Below are 18053 nucleotides of genomic sequence, written 5' to 3'. Positions count from 1 at the left end.
TCTGGAAGATTAATTCTTCATCAAAATGCAGCCATTAGGCTGCATTTTTGTTGTTTGCTGCAAATATGGTTTAGGACGGCCTCATTTTGCTTTAAACTCCCCGCATTAATGCAATAAATCGAGATACTCTTTTGCACGCTAACGTATATATTCCTGAAGAATTCCTAACGCACATCGAAGCAATCATGCCTAGTCATCTAGATATGGCTTCTTTTGTTGCGTCATGCCAAAAACCACTTCGTAAAAGTATTCGAATCAACACATTGAAAATCAGTGTTGAAGACTTCCTAGTACGAGCAAAAGAGAAAGGCTGGGAACTGGAACCTGTACCTTGGTGTGAAACGGGCTTTTGGATTACAGCGGACGAAAGTGAAGCGCCACTAGGTAATACGGCAGAACACATGTCTGGTCTTTTCTACATCCAAGAAGCCAGCTCGATGATGCCACCCTCGGCACTTTTCCAAGGCGAAGCTGATTACCAAGCGGTGCTAGACACTGCGGCTGCACCAGGCTCTAAAACAACGCAAATCGCTGCGCTAATGAATAATCGCGGTGTATTGGTTGCCAATGAGTATGCAGCAAGCCGTGTGAAAGTCCTTCACGCCAACATCGAACGTTGTGGCGTTCGTAATGCCGCTCTAAGTAACTTTGACGGTCGAGTTTTTGGTGGTTGGTTACCAGAACAGTTTGATGCTGTGTTGCTAGACGCACCCTGCTCTGGCGAAGGCACCATTCGTAAAGATGCCGATGCGATGAAGAACTGGACGTATCAATCAGTGGTCGACATTGCCGACACGCAAAAAGATCTGATTGAAAGTGCATTCCATGCTCTTAAACCTAATGGTGTTTTGGTTTACTCAACGTGTACGCTTAGCACCGAAGAGAACCAACAAGTGTGTCATCACCTAAAAGAAACCTTTGGTGATGCGGTTGAATTCGAATCTCTGGAATCACTATTCGACAACGCAAAAGCAACCACGACAGAAGAAGGCTTTCTTCACATCTTCCCACAGGTCTATGACTCTGAAGGTTTCTTTGTTGCACGTATCCGTAAACTAGCGTCTGTTACTCCACCAGAAGTTAAAAAACGTATGGGTAAATTCCCATTTGAAAAAGCATCAAAGAAAACTCAGCAAGAAGTCGCTGAACAACTAATGAGTACTCTCGATATCGAATTGCCAAGCGATACTCAGGTTTGGATTCGCGACAAAGACGTTTGGCTATTCCCAGAAGCGCTAGAGCCGATGATCGGTGAGTTCCGTTTTTCTCGCATGGGAATCAAGATCGCTGAAACCCATAAAAAAGGTTACCGCTGGCAGCACCAAGTAGCGACAACGCTCGCAACAGGTAATGAAGCTAATGTTGTAGAGCTTAGTATTGAAGATGCTCGTGAATGGTTCATGGGCCGCGATGTTCGCCCTGAAAACTTGTCAGGAAAAGGTGAAGTACTAGTGAAGTACAATGGTGCAATCATCGGCCTTGGTAAGTGGGTTGGCAACCGAGTGAAGAACGGTTTACCACGCGAACTCGTGCGCGATAAGAACCTTTTCTAAAAGCGTTCGCACTGAGTACACCTTAATAAACAAAAAGCCCAAACAACGTTAATTGTTTGGGCTTTTTCTATTCTATCGGCCATATAAGTCAGTGTGCGAGCGCTTGTAAATCAACAGCTAATTATATAAATATCAATTCAAGTCACTATTTCCAAAAAGAAAAATCGCACTTTAGAGAATCTAAACTAGACTTCAATCTAACAGTCAAAAGATTAAAACGATTAGCGTAGGCTCTTCGGAGCCCTTTCCCCTAAGCCCAAACAGGAAGGTTTGGGCTTTTTTTTGACCGAAAGGACCGCTTACTTAACTAAGCTGATACCTTCTTTGTCGATAGTGATCTTGCCAGATTTGTATAGACCACCAATTGTCTTCTTGAACGTACCTTTGCTGGTTCTGAATGCAGAGAAAATAACTTCAGGAGAAGACTTATCATTCAAAGGCAGGTAACCGCCTTTCTTCTCAAGCAGGTCAAGAACCTTAGTGCTTAGGTCATCCATCTTAGCCACACCAACCTTCTGAAGAGACAAATCAATCTTACCGTCTTCTTCACGAACGTTTTTAATGTAGCCTTTTAGTGTTTTACCAATGAACAGCTTACCGATGATGTCAGATGGGAAAATCATACCCCAGTGTTCACCGTTCACGATCGCTTTGTAACCTAACTGGCTGCGCTCAGCGATAATGAGATCGACTTGCTCATTTTGCTTATAAGTCGCAGGCGTGTTGTCTAACCATTTGTTGAACTTCGTTGTACCAACGATACGGCTCGATGCTTTATCGATATACACATATACTAAGATTGACTGACCTTCGTTTAAACGGCCACGCTGCTCGCTGAAAGGAACAAGAAGGTCTTTACCTTTCACGCCCCAGCTCATGAATGCACCAGTGCTGTTAACACCTTCAACCGTCATCAAACCAAACTGGCCTACTTGAGCTATTGGTTTTTCAGTCGTTGCAGCGATCTGGTTGTCAGAATCTATGTATAAGAAAACATCTAGCTTTTGACCAATTTCAACACCTTCAGGAGTAAATCGTTTCGGCAGCAACACGGTTCCATAGTCGCTCGCGTCAAGGAATACACCGAAGTCTGCTTGTTTTACTACTTCTAAGTTGTTTATTTGACCAATATTAATCATCAAGATTTTCTCTACTTTAAATTTGGCGGTGATTATACGTGATCTCTGATATGCTTTCGCTAGTTTCATTCATATTTTTACATTCTAGGAGACATCGTTGATCACCGTTGATAAACAAGATGCGATAACACTCAAAATTAACCATGCAATGGCGAAGACCAAAAAGCTCGACATGGACGTTTATCTATTCATTCCCGGTGAACTTGGACTGACTCCTGAAGTGCTTTCTGAAAGTGCCTTTTTCTACAGCTCAATCACTCAAAAACGTGCCTACTATAGTGACAAAACACTTTTACCTTTGGTACACAGTCGCTTGGCAAAACGTGGACGCTTATCTACAACACAGTATCGTGTCAGTTTGAGTCTGTTTGCCTACCAATATGTTATCGCGTTAGATAAAGCAGTCAGCAGCTTAAATAAAACTGATAGTGACGACGTAACGGCTGATGAAGTAGATGAAGTCATTGAATTGGCTTTAGATATCTTGAAGAAGCTACGCCGAAGCATCCCTTACGAAGAAAATCTCAAGCGCTACTACGCTAATATCGATAACTACCTATCTTGGTATACCGAGCAAAAGTTCCTATCGCTAGTTTCACACATGCCACGAGGTAGTGAGTATTCAACGATTAAAGAACGACTCTTAACGCTTTGTGATAAAGAGACCGCGCACCGTAAACTGAACCGCTACAACTCAGCAAGAGTTCGAGAGGACGTTACCCGCTTGAGTAACAAGATGCGTTTGCTGCGTCGTTTGATTGAACACCCTATCGTGCTTAAAGAAAAGACAACGTCGATGGGTAAGAATGTTAAGCGTGCCGTGAAAGGCATCGCGACCGGTTTGGTGATGGTTGTCGTGACCACTACTGTGATCTTGGCTCGTGACTTTCTTGGTGAGATTACCGCCTCTTTCATCGTGGCAATGTCTTTCATTTACGCACTGCGTGAGATCTTTAAAGATGACTTGAGAGACATCCTTTGGCGCTGGCTGCGTAAAGGCAAGCCAAAATGGAAGCGTCGTTACTATGATCCAACGACCAACAAGTCAGTAGGCCATAAACTGGAATGGTTGGACTACGCAAATTTTTCTAAGCTTGCAGATCGCATTCAGTCGATCCGTAAAAAGCGTGTGGTACAACGTGAAGAGCAAATCTTGCATTACCGCTCTCATACTGAGATGTCGACATCGACCTTTATGAGTGGTTATGAGGAGACTCGTGAAACGTTATCGATCAGCCTAAGAGCGCTGACACGGTTGATGGATAAAGGCTCAAACAAGATCTACCGCTTGAATGAAGGACAAGTGAGCCGCGAATCAGTAGAAAAGCGTCATCTTCTCAACCTGATCATTAAAGAGAACAACCATGATAACGAACCAACCTACTACCGTTGGAAGATCGTTATGAACCGTTCAAAAATAGTTGATATTGAGCAGATCACTCAAGAGTCATAGAGCCGTTATAAAGTTCTCTATAACGGTATGTGGAAACCATTCACATACCGTTGTTTTATCTCTTCAACGTTACCCATGACTTCTAAACCAAAATCTATTATTTAATCGCTATTTTCTTGAAGGGACTTTCTTAATTGAAAGCGTAAGCGTGAACTCCGCCATCGGCTCGTCACCATGTAAAGATGGGCAAGTCGCGATAATGGTTACGGGTTGATTGACCCGTTCTCCGGTCGACATGGTTTCTGCCAGCATAGTGTTGATCAGCTGACCGTCGTTACAAGTGAAATGCACATCACCTTCAGGGCGCTTCAAAAAGTTACCCGTCACCTCTTTAAAAGCCAACGAGATCTTTTCACCTTGCTGCTGAGATTTGCTCATCGCAAGAAACCCACCCGCGACATCCGCACCTACAGCCAAAACGCCAAAGTACATACTGTTAAGGTGATTCTTAGTACGCCTTCTAAGCGGGATTTTCACTTCAACATGTTGGTTGTCCAACGCGAGTAGTTTTGGTCGGCACAACCAGATAAGTGGGACTTTGAAAAAGCCAAACATGCTTAAGTAGAAATTTGCTTTTTGTAGAGGGGTCAACATTCGGATTACCTAGTCAAATCAGTCATCAGACCAGTTAATCGATTAGCGATAGAGATGTCAAAAAAAATGTTACAAAAAAGAGATATCATCGCACAATGATATCTCTTTCATTCTCAAAGCATTAGCGCCTTAAGTCGGCTTATCAGGCAAGCTAATCGATTTACGCAGTCACGACCGTTTCTACGCATTCAAGATCAGCTATGTAACCTTGTAGACGTGGGTAATCCACTAAGCCTTGAGTTACTAGCAGCACTGGCTTCTTCGCGTTCAGGGTTGCTTTAACAATCATATCCAACAAGGTAATAACCGCTTCGTTTTGTGGATCAAAAGCGTGCTGCTGAGCTTCATTGTGTTTGTCTACGCCTAAAGTGAAAGACGCTAAGCTATCAACGTTTACCACTACACCATCGAAGTAATGCAGTAAACGTTCGCTCAGTAGCACTGCAGACGGCACATCGCACGAGAACAGTACTTTCAAACCGTTAAGGCCGCGTGGTAGCCCTTGCTCGGCAAGCAGGTCAATAATCTTAGCGGCATCGCTTAACGCACGAACGTAAGGCACAACTACTTCAACGTTGATGCCCTGCTCACGTAATGCCTTAATAACCTGACATTCTAAAGCGAAAGCCTTGCTGTATTCTGGTGTCGCGTAACGAGCAACGCCACGAACACCTAGTGCAGGGTTAATCTCTTCTGCTTCACAGTTCCCGCCAAGCAGCGAACGGAATCCATAGCTGTCTGCACTGCTTAATGCGATACGAACAGAAGTGTGATTTGGCTGAACGGCAGCTTGAATGGCAATCACTAAGGTCGAAACAAAATGCTCATCGACTGTTTTATCGCCAAGGATCGCTTCTAAAGACGTTTTTTCAATATCAGTCAAAGTATCTAAGTGACTCTCGATACTTGGGTGGTAGAAGACACGATCCATCACTAATTCTGATAATGAAACGTATAAGTGGTTAGAATTATTATTATCGTTGTAAGAAGGCAGCACATCACCTAAGACGAGTTCTGGGTGCAAAGTGCTTTGATTTTCTTGAGTCATTGCTGCTCCAGCATTTTTATGTTGTGTTCAAACGAAAATACCGATAGCTGCCTGTTAATACAAGTGAAAATCCCTTATTTGACGCTGGCCTGCTGATAAAAATAAGAATATTAGCAATAACTGAGATAACTTTGACTCAATAGAGTTTATTCCTCTGTTCAATTCCGTTATCTTAACCACTCCGCAATAGAATAAAAAAGCTATCACATGCCATTAAAAACTGATGAGTTGAGAACCCAAGCTCTGGGTCCTATGCCAACTCCTGCCGAACTAGGCAATGCACACCCTATTACTGACGACGTTGCTGAGCGCATTAAAAATTCTCGCCGCCAAATCGAAGATATCCTAACTGGTCGTGATAACCGCCTATTAGTTATCGTAGGCCCTTGCTCTGTTCACGATACAGATGCGGCACTTGATTACGCTGAGCGCCTAAGCAAAATTCAAGACCAGTACAAAGATGAACTGTTCGTTGTAATGAGAACCTACTTCGAGAAGCCTCGTACTGTTGTAGGTTGGAAGGGTTTGATTACAGATCCTAACCTTGATGGTTCATACGCACTTGAAACAGGCTTGAGCAAAGCTCGTAAGCTTCTGCTAGATATCAACAAGCTTGGCCTCGCTACCGCGACTGAATTCCTTGATATGATCACAGGTCAGTACATTGCAGACCTCATCACTTGGGGTGCGATTGGCGCTCGTACAACTGAATCTCAGATTCACCGTGAAATGGCTTCTGCACTGTCTTGCCCTGTTGGCTTCAAGAACGCGACCAACGGCAACATCAAGATTGCTATCGATGCAATTCGTGCAGCACATGCTTCACACTACTTCTACTCTCCAGATAAGAACGGCCGCATGACGGTTTACCGTACTTCTGGCAACCCATACGGTCACGTTATTCTACGTGGTGGTGATAAAGGCCCTAACTTCGACGCTGAATCTGTAGATACTGCATGTAAGCAACTGGCTGAATTCGATCTACCTCAACGTTTGGTTGTAGACTTTAGCCACGCTAACTGTCAGAAGCAACACCGTAAGCAGTTAGAAGTTGCACAAGACATTTGTGAGCAAATTAAATCTAACAAGAACCAAATTGCAGGCATTATGGCAGAGAGCTTCATTATTGAAGGCAACCAGCCAATGACAGACATCAACAACCTAGAATATGGCAAGTCGATTACTGACCCATGCCTAAGCTGGGAAGATACTGCAACAATGCTAGACATGCTTGCAACAGCAATTAAAGATAGAAACTTAGCTTAAGGAAACAACACAATGCCATCATTTGACATTATCTCTGAAGTAGAAGCAGTAGAACTGCGTAACGCAGTAGACAACGCAAACCGTGAACTATCGACTCGTTTCGATTTCCGCGGCGTTGACGCAAGCTTTGATTACAAAGATGAATCAGTAAAATTGACTGCTCAAGACGATTTTCAACTGAAGCAAATGCGCGATATCCTTCGCAGCAACCTAACGAAGCGTAATGTTGATCCTAACGCGATGGAAGCGAAAGCGGCAGACCAAACAGGTCGCACTTGGCACCAAACGGTTATCTTTAAGCAAGGCATTGAAACTGATGTCGCTAAGAAGATCGTTAAGCTAATCAAAGACAACAAAGTTAAAGTTCAAGCTTCTATCCAAGGCGACAAAGTTCGTGTTACTGGTAAGAAGCGTGATGACCTACAAGCTGTTATGGCTCTAGTTCGCAGCGGTGAACTTGGTCAACCTTTCCAGTTTGACAACTTCCGCGACTAATTATTGAGTTTGAGCGACCGCCTATTTGGGTTGTTCATTCATCAGCACAATGTCGTGTATGAAATAGCAAAAAGCCACTTCTTTATAGGAAGTGGCTTTTTATTTATCGGGTCCAGTTTTAGTTTTATTCCGAGCCTCTAGCCGATTTAAAACAACCAGAAAGCTCTTATTTCAACTAGAAACAACTACCTCAACTGAGTACTTGGGCTGGTGACAATTTTAGGTCTTTGCCGACCAACAGATTAAACTCTACGCTTGCTGGTGGAATAAACACACACACTCGTAATTTCTCTGCTCTTGCTTGCTCAAGCTTGGTTGATAGCTCTCCGCTGTTGGCGTAGCTCTCTCTTTCTGCATCTCGGCGGCACAGGTCGATAAATTCAAATGGACAATCGCTCGGTGAAAGTACGAGCTCTGCCTCCTGCATCAAACGTAAAGCCTTCATAGACAGCAGCTCGATATCTTGCTCGAATTCAATCCAAGTGACCTGCCCTTCGCTATCAATGCCTTCGGTTAGCGCTTGCTGGTAGTAAGCCTCTAACTGCTCTCTGTCAGTCACCTGCTCAATAAAGCTCGATGACAAGAATCGCTCCCAAAATTTACGACGCTCGTCGACGGTTGGGAATGACTCTTTGATTGAATTGCGTTTTGATGCACCGAAGTCTGCTATCAAACCTATGTTTTGTGGCAATACCGTTTCGAGTTTTTCTCTGATATTTCTTACTAAAACAGGTGATGCACCGCCACTAGAGATGGCAATTTGGATTCTTCCGCGATTTATCATCGAAGGTGTGATGAAGTCGCAGTAAGGAAGATCGTCAACCACATTGACTAAAATGCCCAGTTTTTTCGCATCATTATACACTTGGTGATTCAAGCTTGGGTTGTCTGTTGTGGCCCAAACCTGCAAGTAATTTTTCGATATGATCTGTGACGAGTAAAAGTTTTGAACCCAGTGAAGCTTGTTCTCGTCCACAAGCTGCTTTAAGTAAGGCGCTACCTTGGGAGACACCAAAGTCACATCCGCTCCCGCTCGTAGTAAGCTATCGACTTTACGGCAAGCAACCTCACCCCCACCAACCACTAAGATTGGCTTATTTTCTACATCCAAAAACATTGGGAAATAACGCATGTTCTTCCTTGAGACTACTTCAATAACTATTCAGCCATGCTACCAAATTTGGAGCATATTCATAACTATCGAAGTGTAATAAAAATATTTATTGACCAAATTTCAACATTTCTTAAGTTTAATATTTCATCATTGTGATGTGGATTCAGAATATTTATCTAGTCGATTATCAATATAAAAATCTAAATCTCGTTGCACCAACAGTGTGAACCGTTGCACTATTTACATTCACTTAACATTTGGTCATTCTAATTGTGTTCGGATTTGTGATTTCATTCAAAATTCTTTTTAAATTATACATTTGTGAAACTACGGATCCTTTCCTAACCTTATAAACAGTTGTTTAAATCGCACACAGTTTCATTTGCAAAATGCAACTCGTTTAATTTGAACAACAAGGTCATAGAAAACGCAACACATAAGAGAAACTCAAACGAGCACGAGTATCAGGTGTCACCTGGTTAACAAGGAAGGATACAAATGACAAATAAACTAACACTTCTTGCTTCAGTAGTAGCTGCATCAACTGCGATGATGGCAACATCGGCATCAGCGGCAGAAAGCACTCTGGACAAAGTCACATCTCAAGGTTTTCTAACTTGTGGTGTAAGTACCGGTCTTCCAGGGTTCTCTAACCCTAACTCAAAAGGTGAATGGGAAGGAATTGATGTTGAGTATTGTCAAGCTCTTGCAGCGGCTGTACTCGGTGACAAGACTAAAGTTAAGTATGTACCTCTAACAGCAAAAGAGCGTTTTACTGCGCTTCAATCTGGCGAAATCGACGTACTATCTCGTAACACAACATGGACATTACATCGTGACACTGCTCTAGGTCTGAACTTCGTAGGCGTTAACTACTACGATGGTCAAGGCTTCATGGTTAAGAAAGAACTTGGCCTAACAAGTGCTCAAGAGCTTGATGGCGCTTCTGTATGTGTTCAATCAGGTACAACAACTGAACTTAACCTAGCCGATTACTTCCGTAACAGTGGCATGTCTTACAAGCCAGTGGTATTCGATACGGCAGCACAAACATCGAAAGGTTTCGACGCAGGTCGTTGTGACGTACTAACAACTGACCAATCTGGTCTATACGCACTTCGCCTAAACCTAGCTGATCCTAAATCTGCAGAAGTACTTCCTGAAATCATCTCTAAAGAGCCTCTAGGCCCTGTTGTTCGTCAAGATGATGATCAATGGTTTAACGTTGCTAAGTGGACACTTTCAGCAATGATTAACGCGGAAGAATACGGCATCTCCTCTAAAAATGCAGACGAAATGCTTAAGTCAAAAGATCCAAACATCAAACGTATTCTTGGTGTAGACGGTCCTAAAGGTAAAGGCCTTGGCATTCGCGACGACTGGGGTTACCAAGTAATTAAGCAAGTTGGTAACTACGGTGAGAGTTTTGAGCGTACTGTTGGTACAGGTTCTCCACTTCAAATCTCTCGTGGTGTAAATGCATTATGGAATGCGGGCGGCTTTATGTACGCTCCACCAATCCGTTAATAAATTTTCAAGCATCAATTAGGGCGGAGTTTTCCGCCCTATTTATTAAATGGATTTGAGGTTATAGTAGTATGAAACCTAATGAAACTATTTCTCCAGCTCAGGCAAAGCCACAGCCCAAAAGTGCCAACTTATTTTACAACCCCACTTTTCGCTCCATCATTTTCCAAATTATCGCCGTCGGGGCGCTTTGTGCTTTCTTTTACACGATTGTAAATAATGCACTCACAAACTTAGATTCCCGTGGTATCACCACTGGTTTTGATTTTCTCTCACAAGAAGCTGGTTTTGGTATCGGCTTAACACTGATTGAATACGACGAGACCTACTCATACGGTCGTACATTCTTTATCGGTCTTCTCAATACCGCTTTGGTTTCAGTACTCGGCATCATGCTAGCTACAGTGCTGGGCTTTAGTATGGGTATCGCTAGGCTCTCTTCAAACTGGCTAGTTAGCCGATTTGCAGCTGTCTACATTGAGATATTCCGAAATATCCCTCTGCTATTACAAATCTTTTTCTGGTATTTCGCCGTTCTACAAGCCTTGCCTTCTGCTCGTCAAAGTATGAGTCTAGGTGAAGCAATTTTCTTGAACGTACGCGGGTTGTACTTCCCTGCTCCAGTCTTTGAGCAAGGCAGTAGCATTGTCATCGCATCATTGATTGTCGGTATTATCGCTACGTTTATTATCAACATCTGGGCTAAGAACAGACAGAAACTGACCGGCCAACAAACACCGATGTTGCGAATTGCCGCTGCGTTGATTTTAGGCTTACCGTTGATAACTTACTTTGTTATGGGCATGCCTATCTCTGCAGATTACCCTGTGTTGAAAGGGTTTAACTTCAAGGGTGGTGTTACGATAATCCCTGAGCTTGCTGCATTGATGCTCGCTTTAAGTATCTATACAGCAGCGTTCATTGCTGAGATTGTTCGTTCAGGTATTAACGCGGTAAACCATGGGCAAACTGAGGCTGCGATGTCTCTAGGCATCCCACGTTCTAGAACTCTAAAGCTTGTCATTATTCCACAAGCATTAAGAATCATTATCCCACCACTAACCAGTCAGTATCTAAACCTGACCAAAAACTCATCACTTGCGATGGCCATTGGTTATCCTGATCTTGTCTCTGTATTTGCAGGAACAACACTTAACCAAACTGGACAAGCTATCGAAGTAATCGCGATGACAATGGGCGTCTACCTAACCTTGAGCCTATTAACGTCCGCTCTAATGAACATATACAACCGCAAAGTAGCGTTGGTGGAGAGATAAGATGAGTACACATCAATTTCAACCTGATCTTCCGCCTCCAGCGAATACCGTTGGGCCAGTCGGTTGGTTAAGAAAAAATCTATTTAATGGACCTATTAACAGCGTCGTCACTGTGATTCTTGCTTACTTTGCTTTCACCCTATTATGGGCAATAGCGGATTGGGCATTCATCAGTGCCGACTGGATAGGAACCACACGCGATGCCTGCACTAGCGAAGGCGCTTGTTGGGTTTTTATCAGCGTTCGTTGGGACCAATTCATGTATGGCTTCTACCCAGAAGCTGAACTGTGGCGACCTCGCCTCTTCTACGCAACGTTGGCCATTTTTTTAGCCTTACTGGCTTATGAAAAAACACCTAAACGTACGTGGATTTGGTTGTTCTTCGTCAACGTCTACCCATTTATCATTGCCGGCTTGCTATACGGTGGCGTCTTTGGGTTAGAAGTTGTTGATACCCATAAATGGGGCGGCCTATTGGTTACACTGGTCATCGCACTTGTTGGTATTGTAGTGTCACTCCCTATTGGTGTTGCACTTGCTCTTGGGCGTCGCTCAGAGATGCCGATCATTCGCAGTATGTGTACCGTATACATCGAAATTTGGCGTGGCGTACCGCTCATTACAGTTCTATTCATGGCTTCAGTAATGCTGCCACTCTTTTTATCAGAAGGGACAGAAACCGATAAGCTCATTCGAGCACTTGTAGGGGTAGTTCTATTCAGTGCAGCCTACATGGCCGAAGTAATTCGAGGTGGTCTACAAGCAATACCAAAAGGCCAATACGAAGCAGCTGATGCTCTGGGGTTAAGCTACTGGAAAAAGACTGGGCTTATCATTCTACCTCAAGCTCTTAAAATCACGATTCCTTCAATTGTGAACACCTTCATTGGTTTGTTTAAAGATACCAGTCTTGTTTTGATTATTGGTATGTTTGATGTACTAGGAATTGGCCAAGCCGCGAATACCGACCCTGAATGGCTTGGGTATTCAACAGAAAGTTATGTATTTGTCGCGTTAGTGTTCTGGGTGTTTTGTTTTGGCATGTCGAGATATTCGATATGGCTAGAAAACAGACTTCACACCGGTCACAAACGATAATTAACAAGATCAAGGACGTATTATGACGCAGCAGACAGAAAACAACTCTCAAGGTCTTATGATCGAGTTGAAAGACATGAACAAGTGGTACGGTGAATTCCACGTACTTAAGAACATCAATTTAGAAGTTAAAAAAGGCGAGAAAATCGTTATCTGTGGCCCTTCAGGCTCTGGTAAATCAACGATGATCCGCTGCATCAACCGATTAGAAGAGCACCAAAAAGGTCATATCTTCGTTTCAGGTAATGAATTAACGGAAGACCTAAAGAACATCGAAGCCGTGCGTAGAGATGTCGGCATGTGTTTCCAACACTTCAATCTGTTTCCACATCTGACGGTATTAGAGAACTGTACTCTGGCTCCAATCTGGGTCAAAAAGATGCCAAAAGAAGAAGCCGAAGCGATTGCAATGAAGTACCTAGAGCGCGTAAAAATCCCTGAGCAAGCGGACAAGTTCCCAGGTCAGCTTTCAGGTGGTCAACAGCAGCGTGTAGCTATCGCTCGCTCTTTGTGTATGAACCCTCAAGTGATGCTGTTTGATGAGCCAACGTCGGCGCTCGATCCAGAAATGGTTCGTGAGGTGTTAGACGTAATGGTTGAGCTTGCAGAAGAAGGCATGACGATGCTTTGTGTAACGCACGAGATGGGCTTTGCTAAAGAGGTCGCGGATCGCGTTATCTTCATGGATGCCGGTGAAATCATAGAAGAGAACAACCCTGTCGATTTCTTTGAAAACCCACAATCAGACAGAACGCAGAACTTCTTAAGCCAAATCTTACACCACTAATGTGTTATGATGCATAAACTACAGAGGCGGCTTAGGTCGCCTCTTTGTTTTCAGTGTTATAATTAGTTTTTCAAGATTATAAACAGCGATTCAGTGCGATTAAAATTGAACAACGAACCTTAACTGCACTTTAAGAAATACTTTGTTACACCTTCAGAAACACTTAACCGACTATTTTGATTATTATTTTACGTATACAAGAGGAATGAGAGACTTGATTTTTCGAACTTTCACCCCCATAAATGTACTAATAACTATTGAAGTCACCTTACGAGGAAGATTATGAACAGCCCTATGTTTTCACGCACAGCATCTCAAGAAAGTGCTCTGCAAACCAATAAAGTGTTGCGTAACACCTACGCATTACTGTCTATGACACTACTTTGGTCTGCTGTTGTAGCAGGCGTATCCATGGCGATGAACCTTCCTCGCCCGGGTCTTATTATCATGCTAGTTGGCTTCTACGGCCTACTTTTCCTAACAGAAAAGAACCGTGACAACAGCATGGGTCTAGTCTTCACATTCCTATTTACAGGTTTCTTAGGCTACACCATCGGTCCAATCTTAAACATGTACGTTGGCGCAGGCATGGGTGATGTCATCCTAACTGCACTTGGCGGTACAGCACTGGCGTTTATGGGCGCATCAGCTTACGCACTAACAACTAAGCGTGACCTGTCGTTCCTTAATGGCATGCTATTAGCGGGTTTCGTAGTACTACTTGTAGGTATGGTTGCAAACATCTTCCTACAAATGCCTCTACTATCATTGGCAATGAGCGGTATGTTCATCCTGTTCTCGACTGGTGTTATCTTGCTTACAACGCAAAACATCATTCGTGGCGGTGAAACAAACTACATCTCTGCAACGATCAGCTTGTACGTATCGATCTACAACATCTTCATCAGCCTACTAAGCATCCTAGGCATCATGGGCAGCGACGACTAATCGTTCCCATCATTGAAGAATATCTAGCCCAAGAGCCTACCTCTTGGGCTTTTTTGTATCTATAAGTAAGATATTTCATTGGATAGCTACAATTTCTGTTGAGAAAGACAAACTTGGTCATGTACCCTATCCGCATAGTTAATTGGATTCTGGATTAAACATGTTTGAATATAACGGCAAGCAAATCGAAACCGACGCTCAAGGCTACCTATTGGATTACACGCAATGGGAAGAAGGCATGATTGAAATTCTTGCTCAAGACGAGGCGATTGAACTTACAGATGCACACTTAGAAGTCGTACATTTTGTAAGGAGCTTTTACGAAGAGTTCAACACCTCACCAGCGGTTCGCATGCTCGTTAAAGCAATGGAAAAAGCTCACGGCCCAGAAAAAGGCAATAGTAAGTACCTTTTCAAGTTATTCAAAAAAGGCCCTGCAAAACAAGCGACCAAGCTCGCCGGTTTACCTAAACCAGCAAAGTGCTTGTAAAACCTAACCCGCTTTAGGTCATTAAGTTACGTTCAATATAAAATACTGTAGTGCTACAACTACAGTATTTTAAACGCCCCTATGCGTACGTCTTGGCGTTCACTATCTTTAACTTGATGCATCACAACGTTGTCTACTGTTGCGCTCGAAGGGCCAATATAGAGCCAAGCATGTAACTTCTCAATTTGCTGACTCTCTCCGACAACTAACACTTCAACTCGACCATCATTTAAGTTCTTTGCATAACCTGAGAGACCCATAGCTTGCGCCTGCCTACTGGTGTGGTAACGGAACCCAACACATTGAACTACGCCTGACACGACAAAAATATATTGTGAACTTTCCATAACGTTGCCTCATAAATTATATGAATGATATAGTCGAGTTTCTATTCATTCACCGCTTATTGGTGGACTTACTTCGAGTATAACGATTATGAAAGAAATCCCATTTCGTTGGATTGACAAATATCTCATTCACCTAAAAATCCAAGAAAAGTTCTATCTACTCTTCTTATTGCCTCTTCTCGCCCTGGTTATATTAACTCTCGTTTTAGATAGTGCCGCGGACTCTTTACTTGCTCACCTTTATCAAGAAGAAATGCTCTTGATGAAAGGGCTTATCGAAGCGGGTCAACTCACTAAAGATCAAGTAGCTCAGCTTGTCAGCAGCTCTGAAACCATCTCTTTAGGCTACGGTGCTGGTTCTGTTTCAGTGATGAATGGAGCGTTCAGCCTAGTTGCTAACCATGACCAAAACCTTTGGTCTGCTCTATCGACGACTCAGGTTTCTATCATCGCTGTAACCCTAACGCTTATCGCACTAGGTGTTTACTACATCATGACCTTTATTGGCGGCGCGATGTTCTCTATGAACAAAGCTCTGAACACGCTTGCGAATGGCGACTTAACTTGCCGCATGAACTACTTCTTAGTTCGTGACGAGTTCAGTGAAATCGCGATTACAATCGATAAAGTTGCGGAGCGTGAACAAAACATGGTTCTATCAATCCAAGAGTCTGTCGCTCTCATGCAGCAGATCAGCTCGGACTTGAACCAGTCAACACAACAAAGTTCAGACATCTCAGGTAACCAACAAGAACACCTGAATAGCTTAGCAAGTGCAACGGAACAAATGGCGGCTACCATTCGCGAAGTCGCTACCCTTGCTCATGCGTCTAGCTCACAAACGATGGACGCTCGCGGCGTTGCTCAGAGCGGTCAAGTCAAGGTTTCAAATACACTGGAGTCTATCTCTAGCCTATCTCAAGAGATCCAGTCCGCTTCACAAGCAGTAGAAGAACTGGATGCCAACGCGGCGCAGATCGATGAAGTAGTCACAACCATCAACGGTATTTCTGAACAGACTAACCTGTTAGCGTTGAACGCAGCTATCGAAGCCGCACGTGCTGGCGAGCAAGGTCGTGGATTTGCTGTTGTTGCCGATGAAGTTCGTGCCCTTGCCGGTCGTACTCAGCAAGCAACGGTTGAAATCCAAAGCATGATTGAATCATTACAACGTAACAGTCAATCACTGACCAAGCTGATGGAAGTCACGGTGAACAATGCTAACGAAGGCCAAACACTGATGTCAGAAGTGAACGTCGAGATCGGTTCATTAGCGGAAAAAAACCAGTCTATTTCAGATAGCAGCACTCAAATTGCTACCGCGGCTGAAGAACAAGGCGTAGTCGCTGACAACATTGCACAGAGTGTTGAAGAGATTCGTCATCAGTCAGACAGTATCTGCGAGATGATCAGTAAGAGTAATTCCAATGTTGACCAACTTCGTAAACAAAGCGATACGATGGAAGGTTTGCTGACAGGTCTTAAAGCTTAATACTGATATCCACCACAATGTGTTGATTAATCATTACTAGGGCTGCTTCTGCAGCCCTTTCTTATTTGCTTTTCAACTGTACTTCCTCGACAATACCCCTCCTTCAAATTCAACAAACAGAGTAAATTATGACTCCTTCAATTCATCTAGCTAAAGGCCGTGACAAATCACTACGCCGTAAACACCCATGGGTATTTTCACGCGGTATCGATAAAGTCGAAGGCGAGCCAAAATCAGGTGAAACTGTAGACGTATACACTCAAAATGGTCAGTGGCTTGCAAAAGCGGCTTACTCACCGGAATCTCAAATTCGAGCTCGTGTTTGGACATTTGAAAAAGAAGAAATCAATAAAGCATTCTTCGTAAAACGAATTCAAGACGCGCAATCTTTGCGTGAAGATATCATTGAACGTGATGGTCTAACTGGCTACCGCCTTACTGCAGCAGAGTCTGATGGCCTTCCCGGTATCACAATCGACAAATACCAAGACTTCCTAGTTTGCCAACTGCTAAGTGCTGGCGCTGAATATAACAAAAGCGTATTGGTTGAAGCGTTAATCGAGTGCTTCCCAGACTGCAACATTTACGAACGCTCTGACGTAGCAGTTCGTAAAAAAGAAGGTCTAGAACAAGTTGTCGGTGTACTGCACGGTGAAGAACCACCGAAGTCTATCGTGATTGAAGAAAACGGCGTTAAGATCAGCGTGAACATTATGGAAGGCCACAAAACAGGCTTTTACATGGACCAGCGTGATAGCCGCAAAGAATCGATGAAGTACGTTAAAGGCAAAGATGTCCTTAACTGTTTCTCATATACAGGTGGTTTTGGCCTTTACGCACTGAAAGGCGACGCAAAGCGTGTTATCAACGCTGATGTATCTCAACTTGCTCTTGATACAGCTAAGCTCAACGCTGAACTTAATGAGTTTGATATCTCGAAAAAGCGCGCTGTGTTCCTAAACGCTGACGTTTTCAAACTGCTTCGTGAATACCGTGACCAAGGCACTAAGTTTGACGTAGTGATCATGGACCCACCAAAGTTTGTTTCAAGCAAGAATAACCTAACTTCAGGCGCTAACGGCTACAAAGACGTTAACATGCTTGCGATGCAAATCCTGAAACCAGGTGGCACTCTACTCACCTACTCTTGCTCTGGCTTAATGGGTACTGATTTGTTCCAAAAAATCATTGCTGATGCAGCATTAGATGCAGGCCGCACTGTTAAGTTCGTAGAACGCTTCGAGCAAGCAGCCGACCACCTAACAGACACTGCCTACCCAGAAGGTTTCTACCTGAAAGGTTTTGCTTGTAAGGTTCTTTAATCCTTGAGCTTTTGACTCTATTATTTTATATGACGAAACAGACATATTAAAAAAGGTTCATCGCGGCTTTCCGGGGAAAGCCGCTTTTATCTTCAAGAAGAA

Annotated in this window: 17 protein-coding genes; 12 read left to right on the top strand and 5 right to left on the bottom strand. The window is 43.5% G+C overall.

Annotated elements, in window-relative coordinates; genetic code table 11:
* Positions 1-131 precede the first annotated feature (131 nt).
* Complete coding sequence (gene rsmF, locus AB6E30_RS10260) at positions 132-1553, top strand: 16S rRNA (cytosine(1407)-C(5))-methyltransferase RsmF (RefSeq protein ID WP_017063836.1); 1422 nt, start codon at positions 132-134, stop codon at positions 1551-1553.
* A 299-nt stretch (positions 1554-1852) separates the two neighbouring features.
* Here the strand turns inward: rsmF and AB6E30_RS10255 are convergent, their stop codons facing one another.
* A complete protein-coding gene (locus AB6E30_RS10255) occupies positions 1853-2761 on the bottom strand; it encodes a S1 RNA-binding domain-containing protein (protein ID WP_170962340.1) in 909 nt (302 codons plus the stop codon).
* Positions 2762-2789: 28 nt separating this feature from the next.
* Here AB6E30_RS10255 and AB6E30_RS10250 point away from each other — a divergent pair, with 28 nt between their 5' ends.
* Positions 2790-4145 (top strand): hypothetical protein, encoded by a 1356-nt coding sequence (locus AB6E30_RS10250; protein WP_017063834.1) that lies wholly within the window; start codon positions 2790-2792, stop codon positions 4143-4145.
* A gap of 108 nt (positions 4146-4253) precedes the next feature.
* On the opposite strand, the gene AB6E30_RS10245 is transcribed toward AB6E30_RS10250, so the two are convergent.
* Entirely contained in the window at positions 4254-4739 is a 486-nt protein-coding gene (locus AB6E30_RS10245) for a PaaI family thioesterase (RefSeq protein WP_102394016.1), read from the bottom strand.
* A gap of 160 nt (positions 4740-4899) precedes the next feature.
* The gene (locus AB6E30_RS10240) at positions 4900-5787 is read right to left on the bottom strand and encodes a putative PEP-binding protein (RefSeq protein WP_017066315.1); all 888 of its coding nucleotides are present in this window, start codon (positions 5785-5787) and stop codon (positions 4900-4902) included.
* 207 nt (positions 5788-5994) lie between these two features.
* Between AB6E30_RS10240 and AB6E30_RS10235 the strand changes: the two genes are divergently transcribed.
* Positions 5995-7053 (top strand): 3-deoxy-7-phosphoheptulonate synthase, encoded by a 1059-nt coding sequence (locus AB6E30_RS10235; RefSeq protein WP_102394015.1) that lies wholly within the window; start codon positions 5995-5997, stop codon positions 7051-7053.
* Positions 7054-7065: 12 nt separating this feature from the next.
* Positions 7066-7548 (top strand): YajQ family cyclic di-GMP-binding protein, encoded by a 483-nt coding sequence (locus AB6E30_RS10230; protein ID WP_017059699.1) that lies wholly within the window; start codon positions 7066-7068, stop codon positions 7546-7548.
* 190 nt (positions 7549-7738) lie between these two features.
* Here the strand turns inward: AB6E30_RS10230 and AB6E30_RS10225 are convergent, their stop codons facing one another.
* On the bottom strand, positions 7739-8680 hold the full coding sequence (locus AB6E30_RS10225) for a bifunctional precorrin-2 dehydrogenase/sirohydrochlorin ferrochelatase (protein WP_102398647.1): 942 nt from the start codon (positions 8678-8680) through the stop codon (positions 7739-7741).
* A 480-nt stretch (positions 8681-9160) separates the two neighbouring features.
* On the opposite strand from AB6E30_RS10225, the gene AB6E30_RS10220 reads away from it, so the two are divergent.
* From AB6E30_RS10220 to AB6E30_RS10195, 6 genes are all read left to right on the top strand, one after another.
* The gene (locus tag AB6E30_RS10220) at positions 9161-10189 is read left to right on the top strand and encodes an amino acid ABC transporter substrate-binding protein (protein ID WP_017059701.1); all 1029 of its coding nucleotides are present in this window, start codon (positions 9161-9163) and stop codon (positions 10187-10189) included.
* 71 nt (positions 10190-10260) lie between these two features.
* The gene (locus AB6E30_RS10215) at positions 10261-11466 is read left to right on the top strand and encodes an amino acid ABC transporter permease (protein ID WP_017063829.1); all 1206 of its coding nucleotides are present in this window, start codon (positions 10261-10263) and stop codon (positions 11464-11466) included.
* Between the two features lies 1 nt (position 11467).
* Positions 11468-12565 carry an amino acid ABC transporter permease gene (locus tag AB6E30_RS10210; RefSeq protein ID WP_372103470.1) on the top strand — a complete coding sequence of 366 codons (1098 nt, stop codon included), beginning with the start codon at positions 11468-11470 and terminating at the stop codon, positions 12563-12565.
* Positions 12566-12587: 22 nt separating this feature from the next.
* The gene (locus AB6E30_RS10205; protein ID WP_017059704.1) at positions 12588-13352 is read left to right on the top strand and encodes an amino acid ABC transporter ATP-binding protein; all 765 of its coding nucleotides are present in this window, start codon (positions 12588-12590) and stop codon (positions 13350-13352) included.
* A 282-nt stretch (positions 13353-13634) separates the two neighbouring features.
* The gene (locus AB6E30_RS10200) at positions 13635-14300 is read left to right on the top strand and encodes a Bax inhibitor-1/YccA family protein (RefSeq protein WP_017057206.1); all 666 of its coding nucleotides are present in this window, start codon (positions 13635-13637) and stop codon (positions 14298-14300) included.
* 160 nt (positions 14301-14460) lie between these two features.
* A complete protein-coding gene (locus AB6E30_RS10195; RefSeq protein WP_017057205.1) occupies positions 14461-14790 on the top strand; it encodes a TusE/DsrC/DsvC family sulfur relay protein in 330 nt (109 codons plus the stop codon).
* Between the two features lie 59 nt (positions 14791-14849).
* Here the strand turns inward: AB6E30_RS10195 and yccX are convergent, their stop codons facing one another.
* Positions 14850-15137, bottom strand: coding sequence for an acylphosphatase (gene yccX / locus AB6E30_RS10190; protein ID WP_017059706.1), 288 nt, complete (start codon positions 15135-15137; stop codon positions 14850-14852).
* Positions 15138-15225: 88 nt separating this feature from the next.
* Between yccX and AB6E30_RS10185 the strand changes: the two genes are divergently transcribed.
* Positions 15226-16629 (top strand): methyl-accepting chemotaxis protein, encoded by a 1404-nt coding sequence (locus AB6E30_RS10185; protein WP_102319806.1) that lies wholly within the window; start codon positions 15226-15228, stop codon positions 16627-16629.
* A 128-nt stretch (positions 16630-16757) separates the two neighbouring features.
* Positions 16758-17951: a class I SAM-dependent methyltransferase gene (locus tag AB6E30_RS10180; protein ID WP_372103467.1), complete on the top strand. Its 1194-nt coding sequence runs from the start codon at positions 16758-16760 to the stop codon at positions 17949-17951.
* The last annotated feature ends 102 nt before the right edge of the window (positions 17952-18053 follow it).

The sequence above is a fragment of the Vibrio sp. 10N.247.311.12 genome (assembly GCF_041467515.1).
GTDB classification, from domain to species: Bacteria; Pseudomonadota; Gammaproteobacteria; order Enterobacterales; family Vibrionaceae; genus Vibrio; species Vibrio crassostreae_C.
The sequence above is the reverse complement of the archived record's forward strand: the minus strand, read 5'-3'. Positions and strand labels throughout refer to the sequence as shown.

Excerpts from the sequence above, each read along its gene's own strand:
- AB6E30_RS10255 (WP_170962340.1), bottom strand. The coding sequence starts at position 2,761 with ATGAAACTAGCGAAAGCATATCAGAGATCACGTATAATCACCGCCAAA.
- AB6E30_RS10245 (WP_102394016.1), bottom strand. The coding sequence starts at position 4,739 with ATGTTGACCCCTCTACAAAAAGCAAATTTCTACTTAAGCATGTTTGGC.
- AB6E30_RS10240 (WP_017066315.1), bottom strand. The coding sequence starts at position 5,787 with ATGACTCAAGAAAATCAAAGCACTTTGCACCCAGAACTCGTCTTAGGT.
- AB6E30_RS10235 (WP_102394015.1), top strand. The coding sequence starts at position 5,995 with ATGCCATTAAAAACTGATGAGTTGAGAACCCAAGCTCTGGGTCCTATG.
- AB6E30_RS10230 (WP_017059699.1), top strand. The coding sequence starts at position 7,066 with ATGCCATCATTTGACATTATCTCTGAAGTAGAAGCAGTAGAACTGCGT.
- AB6E30_RS10225 (WP_102398647.1), bottom strand. The coding sequence starts at position 8,680 with ATGCGTTATTTCCCAATGTTTTTGGATGTAGAAAATAAGCCAATCTTA.
- AB6E30_RS10220 (WP_017059701.1), top strand. The coding sequence starts at position 9,161 with ATGACAAATAAACTAACACTTCTTGCTTCAGTAGTAGCTGCATCAACT.
- AB6E30_RS10215 (WP_017063829.1), top strand. The coding sequence starts at position 10,261 with ATGAAACCTAATGAAACTATTTCTCCAGCTCAGGCAAAGCCACAGCCC.
- AB6E30_RS10210 (WP_372103470.1), top strand. The coding sequence starts at position 11,468 with ATGAGTACACATCAATTTCAACCTGATCTTCCGCCTCCAGCGAATACC.
- AB6E30_RS10205 (WP_017059704.1), top strand. The coding sequence starts at position 12,588 with ATGACGCAGCAGACAGAAAACAACTCTCAAGGTCTTATGATCGAGTTG.
- AB6E30_RS10200 (WP_017057206.1), top strand. The coding sequence starts at position 13,635 with ATGAACAGCCCTATGTTTTCACGCACAGCATCTCAAGAAAGTGCTCTG.
- AB6E30_RS10195 (WP_017057205.1), top strand. The coding sequence starts at position 14,461 with ATGTTTGAATATAACGGCAAGCAAATCGAAACCGACGCTCAAGGCTAC.
- yccX (WP_017059706.1), bottom strand. The coding sequence starts at position 15,137 with ATGGAAAGTTCACAATATATTTTTGTCGTGTCAGGCGTAGTTCAATGT.
- AB6E30_RS10185 (WP_102319806.1), top strand. The coding sequence starts at position 15,226 with ATGAAAGAAATCCCATTTCGTTGGATTGACAAATATCTCATTCACCTA.
- AB6E30_RS10180 (WP_372103467.1), top strand. The coding sequence starts at position 16,758 with ATGACTCCTTCAATTCATCTAGCTAAAGGCCGTGACAAATCACTACGC.